We start from the raw sequence: 20,323 nt of genomic DNA on the forward strand, positions 1-20,323 counted from the left end.
GATCAGGCCATGGGCATTGACCTGCTGAAACACGGGGGACAGGAGGTGCGCGTGGCCTACGACGCCTCCGCCTACGGGCGTTCCATCGCCGACATCTACGACGCCACGGTCACGGAGCTGCCGACCGGCGCGGCCGTCGAACGGCTGGCCGCGCTGGCGGACGGCGGCCCGGTGCTGGAGTTCGGCATCGGCACCGGACGGCTGGCGCTCCCGCTGATCGCCCGCGGCCTGTCCGTCGCCGGGATCGACGCCTCCACGGAGATGACCCGCGAGCTGCGGGCCAAACCCGGTGGCGCGGCCGTTCCGGTCACCGTGGGGGACTTCTCCACGATGCGGGTCGAGGGGGCGTACCGGCTGGTGGTGCTGGCGGTCAACACGATCTTCGCGCTGCCCACCCAGGAGGCGCAGGTCAACTGCTTCGCCAACGCGGCCCGGCACCTGCGCGAGGGCGGGCGGTTCGTGGTCGAGGCGTGGGTGCCCGACCCGGCCGCCTTCCGGAACGGGTCCGCGCTGCGGGTGTTGTCGCTGGCCGAGGACGCCGTCCTCATCGAGGCGGCCGGCCTCGCCCCGGCCACCCAGCACATGCGCACCACCCGCGTACGGCTGACCGCCGAGGGCGTGCGGCTGCTGCCCGCCGACCACCGCTACGCCTGGCCCTGCGAGCTCGACCTGATGGCCCGGCTGGCCGGGATGGCCCTGGAACACCGCTGGGCCGACTGGCTCGGCACCCCGTTCACCGACGACAGCCGCGCGCACGTCTCCGTCTACCGCAGGAACGCCTGATGCGCCTGCCGCCCGCCCGTGGCCCGCTCACCCGACCTGCGCGGCCTGCTGGAACGGCGCTTCGAACGGGAGCCGGCCGAGGCCGTCCCGCGTCCCGAGCCGGTGCCGCCCGCCGGCGGGCGGCGCGTGTTCCCCGCCTCGGCCTCGCTGTTCGCGCCGCTGTGGGTGCTGGAGCGGGCTCAGGGAACGGTGGGCGGATCCGGCTCGCTCGGCGCCCGGAAGTCGACGGACTTGTGCGAACCATCGCAGAACGGCTTGGTCGACGACCGGCCGCACCGGCACAGCGCGACCGTGGCCCTTCCCGGGTCGGTCGGCTCGCCGTCACCTGCCCCGCCGGGCCGCCCGCTCACCTGCGACGACGCGGCTCTAGACGCTCTCGACCGGCGGGTAGACGTGTGGGGTCCGGTGGGCCGCGGGCAGGACGCACCTCCGGTCGTACCGGACGCTGGCGCAGCGTTCGGCGTCCTCGCGCTGGGGCAGTGGCTCGGGGTTCGCCTGTGTTGGCCGCACTGGAGGGACGCTATAGGTGCCCCTTCGCCTCCCGGTCTCGGTGCGGCAACGATCGCAGCTCTGACCGGTCTCACCAATGACAGTGAACCGTTACCGTGAGTAATACCGGGTCCAGGTAAAGGGGTCGTGCGGAGTGCATAAACCGGGCATTCGGTGACGACGGGCGGGGGCATCAACCCGGCCATGAGCAAGATTTCTCAGCGCAGGGCACTCCTGCTTGCCGCGATCGTTCCCGTCGTCCTAGTCGCGGGCTGCTCCGCCGGGAGCAACACGCAGGCGATGAAGGGGGAGGCCAGTCCGGCGACACCGACCGACACCATGATGACGCCTTCCGAGACCGAGACCGGCATGGAGTCGCCGACCGAGACGATGACCGGCACCGAGACCGCCTCGCCCACGGGGACGGCCACGATGGCGCCCGCCACCCAGCCGCGCGCCGCCGTCCAGAACTACTTCGACGCCCTCAAGGGCGGGAACGTCGAGCAGGTCGTGGGGACGTTCACCGACGACGCGGTGGTGGCCATGGACGGGGAGGCCACGGCGACGGGCGCGCAGGCCATCCGCACCCTCTTCCAGAAGCAGCTCCAGGACGGCAACGACCTGAAGAGCGCGACGCACACCATCGACGAGACGCGCACCATCGGAGGCAAGGACGCCATCGCGCGCTCGACCAGTAAGCAGGGCGACACGAACTACCGCGAGCTCTTCGTGCTCACGCAAGAGGGCGGCCACTGGCTGATCTCGCGCTTCATGAACAACCAGGCGTCCTGACCGGCGCGAACAGGACCACGTCCGGCCGCCGCGCCGGATCGAGGGCCGGGCACGGCGCGCCCGGCGCCGTCGTCCGGTTCCTCCGCCCGGTTTCTCCGCCCGGCTCCTCCGCCTGGGTCCAACGTCCGGTTCCTCCGTCCGGCTCATCCGTCCGTGACGGGCCGTCCCGGCGCGCGACGCGCACGGGCGCGGGCTAGCGTGGGTGGCGTGCAGGACTTGTCGCGCTTCCAGAACCCCCGTTTCGCCCGCGCGTACGAGCGGATGAGCGCCGAGGCTGAGCGGCGGGGCGTGGCCGGGCATCGGCGGCGCCTGCTGTCCGGGCTGAGCGGGCGGGTGCTGGAGATCGGCGCGGGAAACGGGATGAACTTCGCCCACTACCCCACGACCGTGCACGAAGTGGTCGCCGTCGAGCCGGAGGACGTGCTGCGGGAGCTCGCCGTGCGCGCCGCCGGTGCGGCTCAGGTGCCCGTACGGGTGGTCGCCGGGCACGGCGCGGACCTGGCGTTCGAGGACGCCTCCTTCGACGCCGTCGTGCTCTCGCTGGTGTTGTGCTCGGTGCCCGACCAGCGGGCGACGCTCGGCGAGGTGTCCCGGGTGCTCAGGCCCGGTGGTGAGGTGCGCTTCTACGAGCACGTGCGCTCCTCGCGGACGGTCGCGGCGCTGCTCCAGGACCTCGTGACGCCGTTGTGGCGGCGGCTGGCGGGTGGGTGCCGGCCCAACCGGGACACCGAGCGCGCCATGATCGACAGCGGCCTGGTGGTCGAGGAACGCGAACGGTTCGCGTTCCGCCCGTCGCCCGCCACGCCGAGCCTTCCGCACATTCTCGGACGCGCCAGAAAACCGGTTTGACTTCCGGCCGGTTCGGTGGGTCATGGTGTGCGTAGCGATAAATCCGGAAAAATGGGTTTTTGTTCGGGCGCTGCTTATCGTGTCGCCGGGTCACCGGGGATGCGCGGAGTGATCCGGCCCTGATCCACCAGCGCGAGATAAACCGCGAACGCGCCCTGCGCCCACATCCCGGCCTGCTGCGCGGTCAGCCGGACCTCCTCGCCCTCATGCGTGACGATCATGTAGCCGCCGGGCGGCACACGCCGCCACGCGACCAATACGTTCTCGTAAACCAGAACGTCGAGCATCGCGGTCAGATATTCGCCTCCGGCGGCGGACACGGCGTAAGCCTCCTCGCTCCTCGCCGAATTGTCGCCCTGACTTTTCCGTGCTGACTCCATTGTGCTCGCCGTACCGGAAAATGTCGCACCCGCCTGGCATCGTTCCGGGGCATGGCCGTCTCTGTCCCCGGTTTCCGCCGGCACACGGTGTCGGGCCTGCGTGTCGCCTCGGGCGGCGAGGGGCCGCCCGTCCTGCTGCTCCACGGCTTCCCCCAGACCCATCCGGCCTGGCGGCACGTCGGCCCGCTTCCTGCCCGAGTCGCAGCCCGAGGTTGTCGCGCGGGCGATCGGGGCGCCGATCCGCTGACGCGGGCCCGGAACCTCGCGGGGCGCTCCGGTGTATGGAGGTCGGAGGTGCGTGATGAAGAGGATTCTGGCCCTGGTGGTGGCCGTGCTGGCGTTCGCCTGGTGGGAGGCCCCGGCCTTCGCGTCCGTCCAGGGCGGGTGGGCGGTGACCTACCTCGATCCGCCGCCGGAGGAGTTCGCGGGCGGGAAGGCGTACACGGTGGGGTTCTGGGTGCTGCAACACGGCACACATCCCTTCGTGGGGAAGCTCGACCCGGTCGGCCTGCGCCTCACCCGCGGTGACGGCAAGGTCCTGACCTTCGACGGCACGGCCCTGCCGGAGGCCGGACACTACGCCACGTCGCTGGTCGTGCCCGACGGGGTGTGGAAGGTGGAGGGCGTCCAGGGGTGGTTCGCGCCGTACGAGCTGGGCACGCTCACGGTCCCCGGGCGGCTGCTGGTCAACCCGGTGCCGCCGGAGATGGTGGCCACGCTCGGCGGCGACGGCAAGGACCCCTGGGGCGCCGTCCGCCCGCCGGGCTTCTCTCCGGGCAAGTCCACCCCGGTTCAGATTGTCGGAGACAGCGCGGTTGGAGGGGGTTCGGCAGTGGGGGCGCCGGGTGGGTTGGTTCCCGGGTACACGCTGGTGCTGGCGGCGGCCGGCGGGGCCCTGGTGGTGCTCGCGGCGATGCGGCTGCCCCGCCCGTGGGGGGCGTCACGGCGCCGGAAGGCCGCCGACCCCGGCCCGCCCGCGCAGGACGGCCCTGGGGAGACGCTCGTCATCGGCGGCTGACCACCCCGTCCGCCGCCGTTCGGGGCGGGGGCGGGTCAGAGCTCGCGTTCCTGGTCGTCGAGGAGGGCGACCGAGACCTCGACCGCTCTGGCCGCCTCGCCCGCCTCGATCGCCTCCAGCAGGTCCTCGTGCGAACGGTCCGGCGCCAGGGCCGCGTGCTCCTTGTCCCTGACGCTGTCGCGCAGCGCGTCGCGGATGCTCCGGTAGAGGTCGGCCAGCAGCGCGTTGTGCGCCGCGTCGGCCACCAGCAGGTGGAAGTCCACGTCGGCGTCGGCGAACCCGTCGAGGTCGCCCGCCCGCGCGGCCGCCTCGCGCCGGGCCAGCGCCTCGCGCATCGCGGCCACGTCCTCGCCGGTGCGCCTGACCGCCGCCAGCCGGGCGGCCACCAGGTCGAGCCCACGGCGTACGTCGATGATGTCCATCGCGGCCGCCCGGTCGAGCCGCCGGCGCAGGGCCACCTGCGACTCGTCGGTCGCCGTCACGTACGTGCCGTCGCCCTGCCTGGTCTGCAGCAGCCCGGCATGGGCCAGCACGCGCACGGCCTCGCGCACCGACAGCCGGCTCATGCCGAGGCTCTCGGCGAGCCGGCTCTCGGACGGGATCTTCGTCCCGACCGGCCACGCGCCACTGGTGATCTCCTTGCGGAGCTCCTCGATGGCGGAGTCAACGAGCGAGGTCCGCGCGACGTTTCGCATGCGATCTCTTCCGTCCGGGTGGAGGGCCTCCAGCCTAGAGGAGCGCGGCGGCCAGGCGCTCGATCGTGTCGCGTCCCTCCAGCGGCCTCAGGAAGGCGGCCGGCAGCGCGTCGGCGCCGCGCAGCGCGCCGACCAGGTTGCCGCAGACCGAGCCGGTCGAGTCGCTGTCGCCCGAGTGGTTGACCGACAGCAGCAGCGCCCGCTCGGGCGACGGCTCGGCCAGGGCGCAGTAGACGCCGATGGCCAGCGCCTCCTCGGCCACCCACGCGCCGCCCAGCGACTCGATCCGCTCGGGGGTGGGCTCGCCGCCGGCGGCCAGCGCCAGCGCCGCGCGCAGGGCGTCGGACGTCTCCTCGTGCCGCGGATGGCCGGCCAGCAGGTCCAGGGCGTGGTGGACGGCCGTCTCCAGCGGTTCGCCGGTCATCAGGCGGGCGACGATCGCGGCGAACGCGCCCGCGGCCAGGTAGCCGGTCGGGTGTCCGTGGGTGATCTGGGCGCAGGCCGCCGACAACTCGAACGCGGCCCGGGGGTCGTACGGGGCGGTCAGGCCGAACGGCGCCGAGCGCATGACCGTCCCGCAGCCCTTGGAGCCGGGGTTCACCGGGCCGGGCGTGCCGAGCGGCGACGGGCCCGGGAAGGGGTGGTGCAACCCGGACAGGCAGGCGTTGCCCGGGGCACGGCGGGAGTACAGCCAGCCCTCCTCGCGCAGCGCCCCCGTCCGGTACGGGCGGTCGGCCGGCGGGGGCGCCTTGTGCTCCTGGGTGTCGAGCCACCGCAGGTACGCCTCCCGCACGTCAGTGACCGCCACCCCGTCCGCATCCGTACGGCGGGTCAGGCCCTCGATCGTGAACAGGGTCATCTGCGTGTCATCAGTGACGAGCCCGGTCGTTCCCCGCCAGGTGGCGACATATCCGGAAATGCCTTCTTGGCCGTGATGCTTACGGATCTCCCGCAGCGACTGGAACTCGATCGGCGCCCCCAGCGCGTCACCGATCGCGCCGCCGAGCAGACAGCCACGGACCCGGTCCTGTACGTCCATAGTGGGATCTTGTCAGCTCCGGGGGCGAATGAGAGATTGCGGAGGAAATTACGACACCCGTCACGGAGGTCACGCGTGCCACAATTACGCCCGGCCCTCTTCGCCGTCGCCCTCACCTTGGCGATCGCGACCCCGGCACAGGCCGCTGCCGGTCCCAAGATAACTGTCGAGAACGGCCGTACGCAGCCGGTCTTCTCCTACGCCGACGCCGTCCGCGAGCACGTGTACGTCGAGTCCACCGTGGACAGCGACCTCGACGGCGCGCTCGACAAGGTCAGGGTGGACATCATCCGTCCCAAGGAGTCCGGTCCCGGTCTCAAGGTGCCCGTGATCATCGACGAGAGTCCGTACTACGACAACTCCGGGCGCGGCAACGAGGGCGAGCGCAAGCAATACGACGCCTCCGGAAATGTCACGAAGTTCCCGCTGTTCTACGACAACTACTTCGTCCCGCGCGGCTACGCCGTCCTCAACGTGGACATGCTCGGCACCACCAGGTCCGACGGCTGCCCCGACATGGGCGGCAAGGCCGACGTGCTGGGCGGCAAGGCGGTCATCGACTGGCTGAACGGCCGCGCCAAGGCGTTCAGGGCCGACGGCACCCCGGCCGTGGCCGACTGGACCACCGGCAAGGCCGCCATGATCGGCAAGTCGTACGACGGCACCCTGGCCAACGCCGTGGCCGCCACCGGCGTCGAGGGCCTGAAGACGATCGTGCCCATCTCGGCCATCAGCTCCTGGTACAAGTACCAGCGCTCGAACGGCGTCGTCTACAACTACGACTACGCCTCCTGGCTGACCAACTACGTCGACACCGACCCCGAGGCCAAGTGCCAGGCGGTTCGCGACCGCATGGACGCCGAGGACGGCGACGACACCGGCAACTACAACGCCTTCTGGAACGAGCGCGACTACATCAAGGGCCTGCTCGGCGACGCCTCCAAGGTCAAGGCCAGCGTCTTCGTCGTGCACACGGTCAACGACCTCAACGTCCGGCCGGACAACTTCTCCGCCTGGTGGCAGGCCCTGGCGCAGCGCGACGTGCCGCGCAAGATCTGGGTCGGCCAGTACCAGCACGTGGACCCGTTCGACTTCGAGGGCCGCAGGGACCTGTGGGTGGACACCCTGCACCGCTGGTTCGACTACTGGCTGCACGGCGTGCGCAACGGGATCACGAACGAGCCCCGCGCCGACGTGCAGCTCGGCCCGACACAGTGGATCACCCAGCGCGACTGGCCGGCCCCGTACGCGCTCAAGGCCGTGCTGCGGCCCGCGCCCGACGGCTCGCTCGGCCTGCTCAAGGCCCCCAGGAACAGCACCGCCACCTTCACCGACCTCGCGCTGAGCGAGACCGAGATGGTGGCCGACGTCGGCACGGCGCAGCCGGGCCGCGCGGCCTTCACCACCGGCGCGCTCCCGCTCGACCTGCGCCTGTCCGGCGCCCCGACGGCCGACCTGCGGGTCAAACTCGACAAACCGACCGCCAACCTGACCGCCCTGCTCGTCGACTTCGGCGAGGACACCCGCGTCGACTGGCGGCGCGGCCAGGGCATCACCACGCTCACCGAGGAGGACTGCCACGGCGAGAGCACCGCGGCCGACGACGCCTGCTACAAGAAGGTCACCACGAACGTGGCCACCCGCCCGCTGGAGATCGTCGCCCGCGGCTGGATCGACGTCCAGAATCGCGACTCGCTCAGCCAGGCCACGCCGCTGCCCGCCGGCACGTACGGGACCGTCAAGTGGCTGACGCTGCCGCAGGACTACACCTTCAGGAAGGGCCACCGGATCGGCCTGGTGCTGGCCGGGACCGACACCACCTACACCAGTGAGGAGGGCACCGGCGCGAACGTGACCGTCGACCTGGCCAGGAGCAGCGTCGCCGTGCCGCTCGTGCTCGGGACGCCGCTGGCCGACGTGCCGAAGGACCTGTCGCGGTTCAGGGGACCGCAACAGCTCGACCTGCCGGAGCCCGAGCCCGGGTTCCAGTTCTTCTGACAGGGCGTGAGGCCCCGGCCGGTCCGGGGCCTCACCCGCAGTTGCTCCAGTGGACGCCGCCGGAGTCGAGCCGCCGCACACCCTTGTCCCTGGCGATGGTCCAGCCCACCTTGAGGGTGAGCGTGCCGCCGGCGGTCACCGTGCCGCCGGTGCGCAGGCCGTCGCCGGTGGCCCGGCCCGACCACACGATCGTGATCCGGCCGCGGCGCACGTCCGGCGCGCCCGGGCAGGCGGGGCGCGAGCGCGGGTCCGTGACGCGGAACGTCGTGCCGTCGACGACGATGCCGCGCGAGCCGACGGCCGAGACGACCCGGCAGGTGCCCGTGCACGACAGGGAGAAGGCCCCGGAGCGCCCGGAGCCCAGCGAGGCCGACCGCGGCGACAGGCGGGCCGTGGGCGGCGCCGGTTTCGGCAGGTCGGCCTTCCTGTCCAGGGACGTCAGGTCGGAGCCGGCGGCCGCGCCCACGGGGGCCGCCCACCGCGTCGGGCTCTCGGCCGGGACACTCGACTGCGCGGCCGCCTTGGTGACCGCCTTGGTGACCGTCGCGGGATGGTCGCGGGCGTTGAGCACGGCCCACACCAGGCCCACCACCAGCAGCCCCACGCCGAGGAGCAGGCCCAGCCTGGCCACCGTACGGATCGGGGCCTCGGTCTCGGTCTCGGGCTCCTCGGGCTGCTCCCGCCAGAACTCCTGCCAGGGTTGCGCCTCGCCGGGCAGCCGGTCGAGGTCGCCGGACTCGCCGTTCCAGCCGAGGCCGCCGTACCGGATGATCATGGCGCCGGGGGGTGCGTCGCCGTCGCCGGCCGTGCCGTTGACCGAACCGTTGACCACGGTGCCGCTGAGGCCGCTCTCGGCGCGGTCGCCGTAGACGAGCTTGTCGCCCTGCACCCCGCCGCGGAAGGCCCGGGTACGGCTCGTCGCCGTGAACGGGTGCCGCCCGCGCGCCGTACGCCCGGGATGCTCCTGGTCGGCGGCAGCCGCGCCCGCCGCCGACCAGGGCTTTCCCGGTGTCGCCGTCGTGGGGTCGGCGACCGGGGGCATCGGCGTTGCCTCCACGCCCGGCGGGGCCGCGAGGGGCTCCACCAGGGTGCGTGCCAGCACGGGGAAGCCGTCCGCCCGCCAGAGAGGTCTCTCTCCGGGCAGCGGCTGGGCCGAGGCGAGCCGGTTGGGCAGTGTGCCGGGCAGTGCCGCGATCGGCAGCCGGCGCAGCAGCGCGGCGGCCGACATCGTCCTGGGCGCGGCCCGGCAGGCGGCGCAGCCCTGGATGTGGCGGCTGATCCGGGCGCGGGCCCGGCGGCCCGGCGAGGTGACCCAGGCCGCCACCCGAGTGGTCAGATCAGGACATCCGGTACGGCCGCGCGCGGCGATGATCGCGGCGAACCACCCCTCCAGCCCGTCGGAGGCCCGCGCCACGACGGACCGGATCTCGTCCGGGCTCAGGCTGAAGACCGTGGCCAGCTCGGTGTCGGACAGGCCGTGGCGCAGGGACAGGTCGAGCAGCTCGCGCAGCGGGCGGTCGAGGGAGAGCAGGGCCTCGGGCAGCAGCTCCGACATCCGCCCGGGACGCGACCACGAGCCGATGCTGGCCGGTTTGGCCACGAACGCCCGGTGGGCCCGCGCCAGGGCGTAGAGCCAGGGCGTGTGCAGGGCCGGGTCGGGCAGCCGGTCCGCGTAGAGGTGGGCGGACACCAGCGTGCCGGCGACGGCCTGCTCGGCGTCGCCCGCGGCCAGCTCGGTGCGGCAGTAGTCGTAGAGGCGGGAGCCATGCGTGTCGCACATCTCGCGTATGGCCTGGCGAGCTTCGTCCGAGAGCGTTCGCCACATCCGGTGTCACACCTCCTCAAGGGTCTCAGCGGGGCCGGGCTCCGCCTGCGGAGCCGGGTACGGTGTCGAGCAGCGAGGCCTGCGCCAGGTAGGCGCGGGTGGCCTCGGGGTCGCCGGCGATGGCGCGCAGCCCGGCCATCGCCGCGGCGAGCCGGGCGCTGTCGCGCTCGCGCACGCCGGCCGGCCGCGTCTCGCCGCGCGGGATCACCCGTTGCAGCAGCACGGCCCGCCGCCGCCACGCCCACGCCTCCAGCGCGGTCGGCGGCGCGAAACCGCCGAGCACGGCCGCGATCACCTGGCCGACCTCGACGGCGTCGTGGATGCCGGCGTTCATGTTGAGGCCGCCGACCGTGGAGGTCAGGTGCGCCGCGTCGCCGACGAACAACACCCGTCCGCACCGGTAGGAGGTCAGTACGCCCCTGGACAACCCGAACCGGTCGGCGCCGGTCACGTGGATGGGCCCGCTGGCCCCCGGCAGGGCGCGGCGGACCAGCATCGAGACGTTCGGCGACGACAGCGGCTCGGTGGCGTCACAGGGGATCTTGAAGATGATCCGCCAGTGGTCGGGCAGCGCGAGCAGCGTGCACGACTGCTGCACGTCGCGGACGTACGTGAGCGGCGCCAGGCTCGGCAGCAGCCGGTCGAGCGGCGAGTCGGTGAACACCCGTAGCGCCTGCATCGGGTAGGCCGACCTGGGGAAGGGCAACCCGAGCGAGCCGCGTACGGTGCTGTGGCCGCCGTCGGCGGCGATCATGTACCGGGCCCGCGCCCACGTGTGGCCGACACGGACCCGGATGCCGGTGCCGCCCTCGGAGACCCCGTCGACGCGGGTGCCGAAGCGTACGTCGACGTCGGGGTAGGCCGACAGCGCCGCGAGCAGCAGCGGCGTGAGCGCGGCCTGGTCGGCGTGGATCCTGAACGGGTGTTTGGTCAGGCCGTTGAGCCGGTTCATGTCCATCTCGGCCAGCACGATCCCCGACCGGTCGCGCCACTGCACCCGGTCGACCACGCGACCCTTGGCGACGAGTTGCGAGGCCACGCCCAGTTCGTCGAGCAGGTCGAGCGTGGCCGGATGGAAGGTGCAGGCCCGCGCCTGCACGGCGAGCTCGCTCTCCCGCTCCAGCACGGTGACCGAAATCCCCGCCCTGGCCAGCGAGAGCGCCGCGGTCAGCCCCGCCGGGCCGGCTCCGACCACGATGACGCCGTTCATGCGGGGCGCCTCCCCTGCTCCGCCAGGTGGCGGCGGTAGGGCAGGCGGGTGAGGGTGACGGGCTCGCCGATGGCGTGCGACAGGGCCCACCAGGCGGTGCAGAGGTTGGAGGTGAGCAGCGTGCGGTCGTTGCCGGCGCTGAGCGGCCCGAGCACGGGCAGCGTGGCCATGCCGGTGCCGGTGAACAGCAACACCGCGTCGCCCGGCACCTCGGCCCGCTCGACCTGGGTGATCAGCTCGGCCGGGGTGACCGCGTACGAGGAGTAGCCGCCCTTGGCCGCCCGCACCTGTACGACCTGCGTGACGTTGAGCCCCGCCGTCTTCCAGAACCGCTCGGCCAGCTCCGTCAGCCACGGCTGGTACGGCGAGACCAGCACGATGTCGCTCACGCCGACGTGCTCGACCGCCTCCCTGGTCGCCTGCGTGGAGGAGGCGAACGGCACGCCGGTCGAGGCCGACAACCGCGCGCACTGGTCGGCGTCGTCGTCGGGGCCCAGCAGGTAGCGCGACTCGCTGCACGCCATGACCAGGGCGTCGAGCGGCAGGCCGTCGAACGCGCAGACCATGCCGGGCAGGGCGTGGTTGTAGCTCTCCAGCCGTTCGGCGAGCGACACGTTCCGGTGCACGGGGAAGCGGGTGACGTGCATGTCGGCGCGCGAGCCGAGCAGGCGGGTCAGCTCGGGCTCCGCCGAGGGGTTGGCGGGGGCGACGATCACGCCCACCCGGCCGCGGCTCATTCCACACCCCCGGGATCGAGGACTTTCGGCATGGCGTTCAGGCCAGCGCCTGATCGATCTCGCCGATGGCCTGGACGGACACCTGCCGGATCCGGCGCAGCCGGTGGACGGTGCGCGCCGGGGCCTGGACGGGCGCCGGATCGTCCCGGCCCTCGCTCCTGGGCTCCGGGGGCGAGGGACGCGCGCCCCGCGCGTGCACCTCGTGCGGCTGCCGCCTGGACACCTCGTCGGTGAGCATGATCACTCCTGTCGGTCGCGGATCTGCTTGACGCGGGCCGGAACCGGCCCGCGGACGTCGTTGCCACCGGCACGGGGGCGCGCGCGGGCGCCTGCCCCAGCGGGGGGCGGTCGATCAGAGCAGTGGCGCCCGTCACGCCGATCGTCCCGCCCGGCGGCGCCCCCGCGCCGGTGGCATCGATCGCGGCGGCGGGCACGCCGGACGCCGCGATCGCGGTGGCCGCCGCCTGAGCGCAGGCGGGCGACCGCGAGGAAAGCCGGCCCCAGGCACCACCCCTTGAGTTGGCCAGCACGCCAGCCGCTACCGCGCTGGCCGGCAGCACCGCGCCGACTTTGTCGAGCACGTGACGCACGGTGCCGGAGGGATGGGGTGGTGCCGGAGCCGGCCGTATGAGGGCCGCCACCGGAGCCGCACGAGGTGCGGGCGGGCCGGCGGGCGGCGAGGCCCGGCGCCGGGGGAGGGGGATCGGCGTCATCGCGCCGCCCCCGGGTCGAGCGCGGCCGGCGCGGCGGACGCCCGGTTGGGCACGCTCACGCAGACCATGCGCTCCGTCAGCCCCGCGCGGGGCCCGGAAGCGCGGGAACGGGCGGGCGGCACGCCGCCGGCCACCGTGCGCGCGACCCTGGAGGCCAGCGCGAGGTGTTCGGCGCAGCGCCGGCTCACCTTCGACTCCAGCCCGGCCACCTGGGCCAGCCTGAGCCGGATCGGCTCCAGCGTGGACCGGCGTTCGAGGCCGTCGAGATCGGCCAGCCGGGCGGGCCAGCGCAGCGTGTCGCGGCAGCGGGACACCACCTCGGCGGGCAGCCTGGCGGCGGGCAGCCCTTCGTGCCGCAGCCGGGTGGCGATCATGACGGCCGCGAACGACGTACGGTCGAAGTCGGCCAGCCGTCCGGACAGGGCCGCGCCCAGCATCCTGGCGCGGTGGCTCAGGCAGACCGGGCTCCAGCCGAGCAGCAGCAGCCGGTCTGGACCGGGCTCGGTGTGCCAGCCCGCCAGCCGCAGCTCGCGGGCCATGCCGTGGTAGAGGCGCCAGCGGTGGCGCGGGTTGTCCAGCCAGATCTCGACCCCGCCGAGCGGCAGCCCGGCGACATTGATGTCACGGCCCGTCAGCGGCCCGGCGACACGCGCGCAGATGCGCCGGACGACCTGCTCCTGACCCCGGGAGACCGGATCCTCCAGGAAGCGGGAGCTGTCGGGGGAACCGATGGTCACGTCCGGCCACCTCCTCGCCGGAGACTCTTGCGAATCGTCCGGGCTGTTAAGCCTCAGTTACCACGCGCTCCGATACTGTGCTGGAAAGAGGGGCTATGTCAACTCACACTTTGCGAATAAGTTGATACCTACCCGCCGGGCAGAGCTTGCCGGCGTGGCAGGGGACAGTGGGGGTCTCGTACCTTAGGCTGGAAAAGTTCACGGGCGGTAGGAGGTGCGCCGTGGCGAACTTCGCCGAACGGCTCGATCTCGCGCTGACCAAGCGCGGCTTCACGGGTGCCCAGGTCGCCTCCGCCCTCACCGAGGCGGGCATCCCCATCACGCGCGCCTACGTCAGCCAGTTGCGCACGGGCAAGCAGACCAACCCGACCCTTCAGGTGCTCCGGGCGCTGGCCTCCTGCCTTCAGGTGAGCGTGGGCTGGCTGGTCGGCGACGAGCACTACGAGTCCGGCGCGGTCGAGGACCTGCAACTGCGGGCGGCCTCGATCGGCCTGTCCGCCTCCGGGCTGTCCGAGGGCTCGCTGTCCGTCCTGCGGGGCGTGGTCGAGCTCGCGCGCCGGGCCGAGGACCTGTCCGGCGAGCCCGAGCCGGCCCCCGAGATCCCCGACGCCGCCACGCCGCTCAACGGCTCGCAGCGCCGGGCGCTCGGCAAGCGGCTTTACGGCCTGCGCGCCGGCGCGCAGCTCTCGGTCGAGCAGGTCGAGGTCGCGCTCGGCAAGGGCGCCGCCGCGATCCCCGCCATCGAGGAGGGCCGCATCGCGCCCGCGCCGATCACGGTCGAGCGCCTGCTCGGCCTCTACGGCGTCGCCGCCCCGCCCATCCGCGAGTACGTCCTCTCGCTGGCCAGGGGCGAGCGCGAGACCGCCTGGTACGACGCCCAGTCGGTGCCCGTCTGGCTGTCCGCCGCGTACGCGCTGGAGCAGCGGGCCACGGTGATCCGCACGTACCACACCCAGTTCGTGCCGCCGATGTTGCAGACCGAGGACTACGCGCGGGCCGCGCTCACCGTGACCGGCCCGGCCACGCTCGGCCAGTCGTCGGTGGAGGAGGCCCTGGCGCTGGTCATGGCCCGCCAGGAGGCGCTGGCGGCGGCCAGTGGCACGGTGTTGTGGGCGGTGATCGACGAGGCCGTGCTGCTGCGCTCGATCGTCGGCCCGCACGTCCAGCTCCGCCAGCTCGACCTGCTGATCGACCACGCCAAGCGGCCCAACGTCTCACTGCACGTCGTGCCCCTCGACGACCCCGCTTACGTGCCGCGCACCGGCCCGTTCACGTTGTGGCGCTTCGCCGAGGCGTTCGAGCCCGACGTGGCCTGCGCCCACGGCATCGAGTCCGACGAGCTGATCACCGACGCCGCCGAGGTCGAGACCTACCACCAGGCGTTCACGAAGTTGTCGGTGACGACCACCACGCGCGAGGAGACGTACGAGGTGCTGGAGTTCCACCGCGAACGCCTCTCGCGCTCGATCGGAAAATGATCTTTCCTGCCTAGTCAGCCACCGGTCGAGCGGCCGGTAAATGATCAGTGCGCCATTCCGGTAACGCATATTTCCAGAGAATTCATGCTTTTCCTGTTGTCTTCCGGCGCGCAACGAGGATCATATGGTCTGGGTCATCGAGTGGGGTCCGAAAGGATCAGCTTTTCCCGAGAATGTGGGCGAGGGGAAAGGGGCAACACTCAATGCGTCAGCGTGCCATCCGAAACTTGGCGAAGCTGGAGATGACCCGAGCGAGTATCACCCGTGTGCTCGACGCGGCCGCGGGCGGGAAGAACAATTTCTCGGCGGACCGTGACGCGGTACGCCGATATGACCTGGCCGCCTCCGTGACGACCACCGCGGCACGGGCGGTCCTTCAGTTCTTGGTCCGCGTGGTGCGTCATCTGGCGGCCGAAGGCGTGGACCAGTTCGTCATTGTGGGAAGTGGTGTGCCCAGCGGTCTGCCCGCGGGCGGCCAATTGCACGACGTGGCCATGGACGGCCTCGGCGGCGCGCCCGCCCGGGTGGTCTATGTGGAGAACGACCCGATGGTGCTGGCCGGCGCGCGGGCCACCATCGAGCCGACCACCGATCTGGTCCGCGTGGTCGAGGGCGATCTACGCGAGATCGACGCGGTACTCGACGACCGGGTGCTGCGCGGCTTCCTCGACTGGGACCGCCCCATGGCCGTGCTGCTCCTGTCCACCCACAGCCTGAACGACGACGAGTACGCCCACTACGTGATCAAGCGGCTCCGCCAGGTGGCGCCGGACGACAGTTACCTGACGCTCCTGCAGACCACGTTCGACGGCGTGCCCGGCGAGCTGCTGCCCGCGATCCGCGACCTGCTGGCCATGACGCTGCCCGGACACGCGATCCGCGGCAGGGAAGAGGTGGCGGCGCTGCTCGACGGTCTGGTGCTGGTCGATCCGGGGCTGGTGTGGGTCCCCGAGTGGCGGCCCGGCGACCCCGACGCCGCCTGCGCCGACCGGCCGAGCTCGTCGGGCACGTACGGCGCCGTGGCGCGCATCCCGTGAACGCCGGGGCCCCCGTCAAGGCCCCGGCGCGCGGTCCGTGAGCGTCAGGCCCCGGTGGTGGCCGGGGCGGGCGTGGCCGGATCGTCGGCCGCGCCCTTCGACGGCTCGACCCCGAAGGCCAGCACCGCCACCACGGCCAGGATGAGCGGGATCGCCCCGAGCAGCGCGGTCGTGCCGATCGACGGCGCCGCGGCGCCGCCCACGAGCACGGCGGTCACCGCCACGCCGCCGGCCTTGCCCATCCCCGCCGACAACCCCGAGCCGCGCGAGCGCACCCGGGTCGGATAGATCTCCGAGCTGTACGCGGCCAGCACCGCCGCGATCGTCGCCGTCCCCACGATCGGCCCGGCCAGCAGCAGGTACAACCAGGTACGGTCCTGAGCCAGCGTCTCCCCGGAGAAGGCCAGCACCGCCAGCGCCGCCCCGACCAGCGCGGACAGCGTGACGATCGTCTTCTTCGCGCTCCACAGGCCGTACATGGCGGCCGAGATGAAGATCAGCGGCAGGCCCAGCAACGTCGAGTCGCGCAGCGCCCGGTCGGCCGTCTGCTGGTCCAGGCCCAGCTTCTGCAGGTTCGACGGGATCCAGAGCTGGAAGCCGTATGTGACCAGGCCGATGCTCAGCCCCAGGACCACGACGGCGACCGTGAGCCCGGTGAACGGGCGGCGGAACAGCCGCGAGTAGCCGCCCGCGTGCTCGTCCTCCACCCGCTCGACGTCCCGCGCCGCGTCCTCGGCGGCGTCCTGGGGGGTGACGGCGGCGCCGTACCTGGCCAGGACCGCGCGGGCCTCGGCGTCGCGGCCGTGCGCGAGCAGGAAGCGCGGCGACTCGGGGATGAAACGGTTGAGCAGGATGAGGAACACCCCGGTCGGCAGCCCGACCAGCCACAACACCCGCCAGGAGAACGTCGGCGCCAGCGACGCCGACAACCAGCTCGCCGCCAGGTACGCGACGGCCAGGTTGCCGCCGATGAGCACCATCACCCAGCCCTTGTGCCGCGCCGGGATCGTCTCGGCCAGCAGCGAGAACGTGATCGGCAACATGCCGCCCGCGCCCAGCCCCATGGCCACGCACATGGCCAGGTTCCATTCGAAGTCCGGCATGACGCCGCAGATCGCGGTGCCGATGAACAACACCCCGGCGAACAGGATCGACGGCTTGCGCCCGATCTTGTCGCCCATCCAGCCCCACAACAGCGAGCCGAGCACCGTCCCGGTGAGCCCCGCCAGCGGCAGCAGCGCCACGGGCAGCTCGCCGGCCGGGTTGAGCGCGGACTTCAGCCCGTACTCCTTGGCCATGCCGGGGGCGACGAAGCCGAGCGTGATCGGCTTCATCGCATCGATGATCACCGCGACCGACATGACCACGATGAGCCCGATGTGGGCCGGTCGCATCCGTGCGTCGTCCAATGCGCGCACCCGCACCTCGGCCGCCGGTCTGGCGGTCAGCGCGCCGGGCGGGATCAGCCCGTACGCGGTGACGGCCAGCCCGGCCACGATCAGCGCCATGCCGATCGCCATCGGCAGGTCCATCGGCATGCCCGCCAGGCGGTAGTGCATGTCGGCCCCGTGCAGGTACATCGGCAGATGCAGCACGACCCCGGCCACCGTGGCCAGGAACCCGAGCCAGAAGTACAGAGGTCGAGCCAGCTCGACGCCCCCCATTGCCCCTCCGTGATCAGATCCGTGATCAGAGCAGGCGGCCGCCGCGCAGCCGCCAGTCGACGAACAACACCCGCATCGGCCCGTTCACGAACAACCATTGGCCGAGCCAGACGAACGCGAACATCACCGCGAACGCCCACGCCCGGACCGGGCCCCCAACCCCTGGAACGAGCCCGCGGTCCAGCAGCACCCACATCAACAGCCCCTCGGGCACGGCCGTGACCAGCCCGAACAGCGTCGGCCAGTCCTTGTCCCAGCGGAACTGCATCAGCAGGTGGTACAGCAACTCCCAGCCGGCGCCCACGACGGCGACGGCCAGCAGCACGAGATAGGCGTCCTTGAAGGACATCGGCAACACCAGGGTGATCAGCGCGGTCAGCACCGCCCCCACGGTGGCCAGCGTGAACAGCCGGGTCTGCAACCGCCCGGCCAGCGTGGGGATCAAGCGGGCCTCCTGTTGGCCGCCCACCTCAGCCACTGGGCGGTGGACCGCATCGGCCCGAGCCCCTTGCAGAACCCGCGCCTGGTCAGGTCGGCGGCGATGTCGAGCGCCGCGGTCTGCATGCCGAGGAAGCTGTCCACGGCCAGGAAGTGGTTGCCGGCCGTGGCGGCGCCGGAGGCGTACAGGACGCCGCCCTCGCTCTCGGCGCCGAGCACCTCGAAGTTCGGGCCGACCCGCAGCCGGCCGGCCTTGTTGGGCTGGGCGCCGCCGTGCTTGAGCAGGTCGTCGAGGACCCGGTGCTCCGGCATGTCGGCCTCCAGGCCGGTGCAGTCGATGATGAAGTCGGACGCGTACTGCATGGGGGCGGCGTCGACGCTGCGCGTGTGGGTGACCAGGCGGCCGTCTGGGGCCCGTTCGATGCGGTCGACCACGGCCTGCGTCGGGTGGTACCAGTTGCCCTGCCGGCCCCTGCGCATCTGCTCCTGCCAGCGGGCCAGCTTCGGCGTGGTGGTGCCGGCGACCGTCGCGGAGATCCTGGCCCGCTGCTCGGGCGAGGCTCTTCTGAACTGGGCCTTGAGCTGGCCGCCGAAGGCCGACTTGGGCATCGTGAACGCCTGGTAGGCCCAGCCGTCGCCGCCCTTGCGCCGCATGAACACGCCGGGGCCGTGCGGGCCGGCCACGTACGTGCGGAACAGGTGCACGATCTGGGTGTGCAGGCCGTAGCGCTCCCGGTCGTCCATCAGGCGCTGGAGCACCCGCGAGGCCACGATCCCGGCGCCGCGGACGACCACCACGCCGGGCCGCTTGCGCAACTGGTCGTAGACGTGCTCGTGCGGCTCGTACGCGTTGACCACCCGGTACCGCTCGCCCTGCGCCTGCCGGAACTCCTGGAGGTCGTCGAGGAACTTCAGCCCCGGGTAGCCGACGGCCAGGTGGACGTACTGCGAGCGCAGCACCACCCGCTTGGTCGGCGAGCTGCCCGGCGGCGGGGTGAGCACGGTGAAGTACCCGCCGCCCAGCCGCTTCCTGACCATGCGCACCTGGCCCTTGGCCAGCATGTGCCAGTAGCCGATGCGGTCGGCCTCGCGTCGTACGGTCTGCGTGACCAGCCCGGCGCGCGGGCTGTAGAAGTCGGTGAACAGCGGCTCGGCGAGCACCTGGAGGATCGGCCCGAACGAGCCGTCCTGCCACGCCTCCTGGACGGCGTAGGAGGGGAAACCCCAGATGTTGTCGGGGCGGGCCCCGGCGTCGGAGCGGATGCGCTCGTGCGCGGGCAACTGCGAGACGCGCGTCAGGTACTCCCACGTCTGCCACGGGGTGTCGCTGGTGGAGAGCACGCGCAGGGCGGGGATCGGCACGCCCCGGATGCGCAGCACGTCGACCAGCGTGAACGAGCCGAGCCCGCCCCCCACCGACACCAGCGGCACGTCGTGCACGGGGATGCCCGCCGACTGCACCAGCCAGTCCGTCCAGGACGAGGAATGCAGGAGCTCCGGAGTGAGATCTCCCCGTGTCATTCTGTGATCGCGCCTCCCTGTCGCCGGTCAAAAGTAGCGTAGAAACCGGGGATTCAGTCCCACCAGAACGACCACGCGTACGCGCCGAGGATCTGTTCGGCGTACCCCTGGAGGTCGCCCGGTCCCTGCACGACGTTGTCCGGGCAGAACGTCCAGTGCTCGGCGGCGACGTGCAGGGCGTGCTCGATGTCGGCGGGCGGCGCGGCCACGCTCAGGTCGAGCGTGTTGAACCCGACGCTCACCACCCGCGCCCCGAACCGGTCCTCCCAGCTCCGTACGACGGCCGCCATCGGCACCATCCACTCGTTGTGGTGCAACGCGCCCTGCCAGCCCATGACCGCGAGCGCGTCGGCCCCCCTGCCGGCCGCGACCAGCCCGAGCGGCATGCCCTTGGGCGCCAGCTCGCGGGCCAGCCAGTCGGCCACGTCGCCGGGCTCGGCACGCGGCACGCCCGGCGGCGCGAGGCCGGGACAGAGCCCGCCGAACGGCTCTAACTCGGCCAGCGCGTCGCGCGGCATCTGCGACACCCACTCCTGCCACACCTCGGTCATGAATCCCTCGGCGGTGAAGTGGCCGATCAGCATCGGGTCGTCCGGCACGATCTGCCCGATCGCCCACGGCTGGGCGGACTCGTCGAGCAGGACCGGCCACAGGCCGCTGTGCCGGTGCCAGGTCCGCATGAGCGACCAGTCCTCGCCCGCGGCGGGCTCGTCGCTCATCCAGAACGCCGGCCGCGCCGGCACGATCTGCCGGGTGTAGGCGGGATCGGGCCAGACCACGTCGCCCGCGGGCAGGCCCGGCGGCAGGCCGCGCCCCCCGCCGCCGTCGGCGAACAGCTGGCACAACTCAGGTGGCAGCTGGTGATCGTCCATGCCCTACCATTCCGATGCCGAATCCCGTCTCGGAGATGGTAGTGCCGC

Annotated in this window: 21 protein-coding genes; 7 read left to right on the forward strand and 14 right to left on the reverse strand. The window is 72.4% G+C overall.

The genetic code is table 11. The annotated features are described in order from the left end of the window. The first annotated feature begins 9 nt into the window (after positions 1–9). Entirely contained in the window at positions 10–783 is a 774-nt protein-coding gene (locus IEZ27_RS04145; protein ID WP_229823223.1) for a class I SAM-dependent DNA methyltransferase, read from the forward strand. A 179-nt stretch (positions 784–962) separates the two neighbouring features. Here the strand turns inward: IEZ27_RS04145 and IEZ27_RS55440 are convergent, their stop codons facing one another. Then, positions 963–1,133, reverse strand: coding sequence for a CDGSH iron-sulfur domain-containing protein (locus tag IEZ27_RS55440; RefSeq protein WP_379478594.1), 171 nt, complete (start codon positions 1,131–1,133; stop codon positions 963–965). A gap of 16 nt (positions 1,134–1,149) precedes the next feature. Continuing rightward, positions 1,150–1,293, reverse strand: a complete 144-nt coding sequence (locus IEZ27_RS53625) for a hypothetical protein (RefSeq protein ID WP_185844960.1) — start codon at positions 1,291–1,293, stop codon at positions 1,150–1,152. 183 nt (positions 1,294–1,476) lie between these two features. Here IEZ27_RS53625 and IEZ27_RS04155 point away from each other — a divergent pair, with 183 nt between their 5' ends. Next, a complete protein-coding gene (locus tag IEZ27_RS04155; RefSeq protein ID WP_189646007.1) occupies positions 1,477–2,064 on the forward strand; it encodes a YybH family protein in 588 nt (195 codons plus the stop codon). A 207-nt stretch (positions 2,065–2,271) separates the two neighbouring features. Beyond that, the gene (locus IEZ27_RS04160; protein WP_189646008.1) at positions 2,272–2,913 is read left to right on the forward strand and encodes a class I SAM-dependent methyltransferase; all 642 of its coding nucleotides are present in this window, start codon (positions 2,272–2,274) and stop codon (positions 2,911–2,913) included. Between the two features lie 74 nt (positions 2,914–2,987). Here the strand turns inward: IEZ27_RS04160 and IEZ27_RS04165 are convergent, their stop codons facing one another. After that, positions 2,988–3,233: a hypothetical protein gene (locus tag IEZ27_RS04165; RefSeq protein ID WP_125640046.1), complete on the reverse strand. Its 246-nt coding sequence runs from the start codon at positions 3,231–3,233 to the stop codon at positions 2,988–2,990. A gap of 361 nt (positions 3,234–3,594) precedes the next feature. Between IEZ27_RS04165 and IEZ27_RS04170 the strand changes: the two genes are divergently transcribed. Next, positions 3,595–4,311, forward strand: a complete 717-nt coding sequence (locus IEZ27_RS04170; RefSeq protein ID WP_189646009.1) for a hypothetical protein — start codon at positions 3,595–3,597, stop codon at positions 4,309–4,311. 35 nt (positions 4,312–4,346) lie between these two features. Here IEZ27_RS04170 and IEZ27_RS04175 read toward each other — a convergent pair whose 3' ends face one another. Together IEZ27_RS04175 and IEZ27_RS04180 are read right to left on the reverse strand one after the other, a co-directional pair. Then, positions 4,347–5,006: a FadR/GntR family transcriptional regulator gene (locus IEZ27_RS04175; RefSeq protein WP_189646010.1), complete on the reverse strand. Its 660-nt coding sequence runs from the start codon at positions 5,004–5,006 to the stop codon at positions 4,347–4,349. Positions 5,007–5,040: 34 nt separating this feature from the next. Further along, positions 5,041–6,045, reverse strand: a complete 1,005-nt coding sequence (locus IEZ27_RS04180) for an ADP-ribosylglycohydrolase family protein (RefSeq protein ID WP_189646011.1) — start codon at positions 6,043–6,045, stop codon at positions 5,041–5,043. A gap of 75 nt (positions 6,046–6,120) precedes the next feature. Between IEZ27_RS04180 and IEZ27_RS04185 the strand changes: the two genes are divergently transcribed. Then, positions 6,121–8,043 (forward strand): Xaa-Pro dipeptidyl-peptidase, encoded by a 1,923-nt coding sequence (locus tag IEZ27_RS04185; protein WP_189646012.1) that lies wholly within the window; start codon positions 6,121–6,123, stop codon positions 8,041–8,043. A gap of 31 nt (positions 8,044–8,074) precedes the next feature. On the opposite strand, the gene IEZ27_RS04190 is transcribed toward IEZ27_RS04185, so the two are convergent. From IEZ27_RS04190 to IEZ27_RS04210, 5 genes are all read right to left on the reverse strand, one after another. Continuing rightward, positions 8,075–9,823, reverse strand: a complete 1,749-nt coding sequence (locus IEZ27_RS04190) for an RNA polymerase sigma factor (protein ID WP_189646013.1) — start codon at positions 9,821–9,823, stop codon at positions 8,075–8,077. Between the two features lie 70 nt (positions 9,824–9,893). Continuing rightward, entirely contained in the window at positions 9,894–11,078 is a 1,185-nt protein-coding gene (locus IEZ27_RS04195) for an FAD-dependent oxidoreductase (protein ID WP_189646014.1), read from the reverse strand. After that, a complete protein-coding gene (locus IEZ27_RS04200; RefSeq protein WP_189646015.1) occupies positions 11,075–11,815 on the reverse strand; it encodes a maleate cis-trans isomerase family protein in 741 nt (246 codons plus the stop codon). Before IEZ27_RS04200 ends, IEZ27_RS04195 begins: the two co-directional genes overlap by 4 nt. 37 nt (positions 11,816–11,852) lie before the next feature. Next, positions 11,853–12,053 (reverse strand): hypothetical protein, encoded by a 201-nt coding sequence (locus IEZ27_RS04205; protein ID WP_125640069.1) that lies wholly within the window; start codon positions 12,051–12,053, stop codon positions 11,853–11,855. Between the two features lie 471 nt (positions 12,054–12,524). Beyond that, positions 12,525–13,265 carry a hypothetical protein gene (locus IEZ27_RS04210; protein ID WP_189646016.1) on the reverse strand — a complete coding sequence of 247 codons (741 nt, stop codon included), beginning with the start codon at positions 13,263–13,265 and terminating at the stop codon, positions 12,525–12,527. Between the two features lie 221 nt (positions 13,266–13,486). Here IEZ27_RS04210 and IEZ27_RS04215 point away from each other — a divergent pair, with 221 nt between their 5' ends. After that, positions 13,487–14,743, forward strand: coding sequence for a Scr1 family TA system antitoxin-like transcriptional regulator (locus IEZ27_RS04215; protein ID WP_189646017.1), 1,257 nt, complete (start codon positions 13,487–13,489; stop codon positions 14,741–14,743). Between the two features lie 242 nt (positions 14,744–14,985). After that, positions 14,986–15,780, forward strand: a complete 795-nt coding sequence (locus IEZ27_RS04220) for an SAM-dependent methyltransferase (protein ID WP_189646018.1) — start codon at positions 14,986–14,988, stop codon at positions 15,778–15,780. 44 nt (positions 15,781–15,824) lie between these two features. Here IEZ27_RS04220 and IEZ27_RS04225 read toward each other — a convergent pair whose 3' ends face one another. From IEZ27_RS04225 to IEZ27_RS04240, 4 genes are read right to left on the reverse strand one after another with little or no spacing between them, the layout of a single operon-like run. After that, positions 15,825–17,444 carry an MFS transporter gene (locus tag IEZ27_RS04225; RefSeq protein ID WP_189646019.1) on the reverse strand — a complete coding sequence of 540 codons (1,620 nt, stop codon included), beginning with the start codon at positions 17,442–17,444 and terminating at the stop codon, positions 15,825–15,827. A gap of 25 nt (positions 17,445–17,469) precedes the next feature. Then, positions 17,470–17,889, reverse strand: coding sequence for a hypothetical protein (locus IEZ27_RS04230; protein WP_189646020.1), 420 nt, complete (start codon positions 17,887–17,889; stop codon positions 17,470–17,472). Then, a complete protein-coding gene (locus IEZ27_RS04235; RefSeq protein WP_189646021.1) occupies positions 17,886–19,403 on the reverse strand; it encodes a hypothetical protein in 1,518 nt (505 codons plus the stop codon). The genes IEZ27_RS04230 and IEZ27_RS04235 overlap by 4 nt, the downstream gene beginning before the upstream one ends. 53 nt (positions 19,404–19,456) lie before the next feature. Continuing rightward, positions 19,457–20,275: a DUF4253 domain-containing protein gene (locus tag IEZ27_RS04240; RefSeq protein WP_189646022.1), complete on the reverse strand. Its 819-nt coding sequence runs from the start codon at positions 20,273–20,275 to the stop codon at positions 19,457–19,459. Positions 20,276–20,323 lie beyond the last annotated feature (48 nt).

Origin of the sequence: Nonomuraea spiralis, assembly GCF_014648435.1 — a bacterium.
Lineage (GTDB): Bacteria > Actinomycetota > Actinomycetes > Streptosporangiales > Streptosporangiaceae > Nonomuraea > Nonomuraea spiralis.

Coding starts and splice junctions, on each gene's coding strand:
- IEZ27_RS04145 (WP_229823223.1), top strand. CDS start 10: ATGGGCATTGACCTGCTGAAACACGGGGGACAGGAGGTGCGCGTGGCC.
- IEZ27_RS04155 (WP_189646007.1), top strand. CDS start 1,477: ATGAGCAAGATTTCTCAGCGCAGGGCACTCCTGCTTGCCGCGATCGTT.
- IEZ27_RS04170 (WP_189646009.1), top strand. CDS start 3,595: ATGAAGAGGATTCTGGCCCTGGTGGTGGCCGTGCTGGCGTTCGCCTGG.
- IEZ27_RS04175 (WP_189646010.1), bottom strand. CDS start 5,006: ATGCGAAACGTCGCGCGGACCTCGCTCGTTGACTCCGCCATCGAGGAG.
- IEZ27_RS04180 (WP_189646011.1), bottom strand. CDS start 6,045: ATGGACGTACAGGACCGGGTCCGTGGCTGTCTGCTCGGCGGCGCGATC.
- IEZ27_RS04190 (WP_189646013.1), bottom strand. CDS start 9,823: ATGTGCGACACGCATGGCTCCCGCCTCTACGACTACTGCCGCACCGAG.
- IEZ27_RS04195 (WP_189646014.1), bottom strand. CDS start 11,078: ATGAACGGCGTCATCGTGGTCGGAGCCGGCCCGGCGGGGCTGACCGCG.
- IEZ27_RS04200 (WP_189646015.1), bottom strand. CDS start 11,815: ATGAGCCGCGGCCGGGTGGGCGTGATCGTCGCCCCCGCCAACCCCTCG.
- IEZ27_RS04205 (WP_125640069.1), bottom strand. CDS start 12,053: ATGCTCACCGACGAGGTGTCCAGGCGGCAGCCGCACGAGGTGCACGCG.
- IEZ27_RS04220 (WP_189646018.1), top strand. CDS start 14,986: ATGACCCGAGCGAGTATCACCCGTGTGCTCGACGCGGCCGCGGGCGGG.
- IEZ27_RS04225 (WP_189646019.1), bottom strand. CDS start 17,444: ATGGGGGGCGTCGAGCTGGCTCGACCTCTGTACTTCTGGCTCGGGTTC.
- IEZ27_RS04235 (WP_189646021.1), bottom strand. CDS start 19,403: ATGACACGGGGAGATCTCACTCCGGAGCTCCTGCATTCCTCGTCCTGG.
- IEZ27_RS04240 (WP_189646022.1), bottom strand. CDS start 20,275: ATGGACGATCACCAGCTGCCACCTGAGTTGTGCCAGCTGTTCGCCGAC.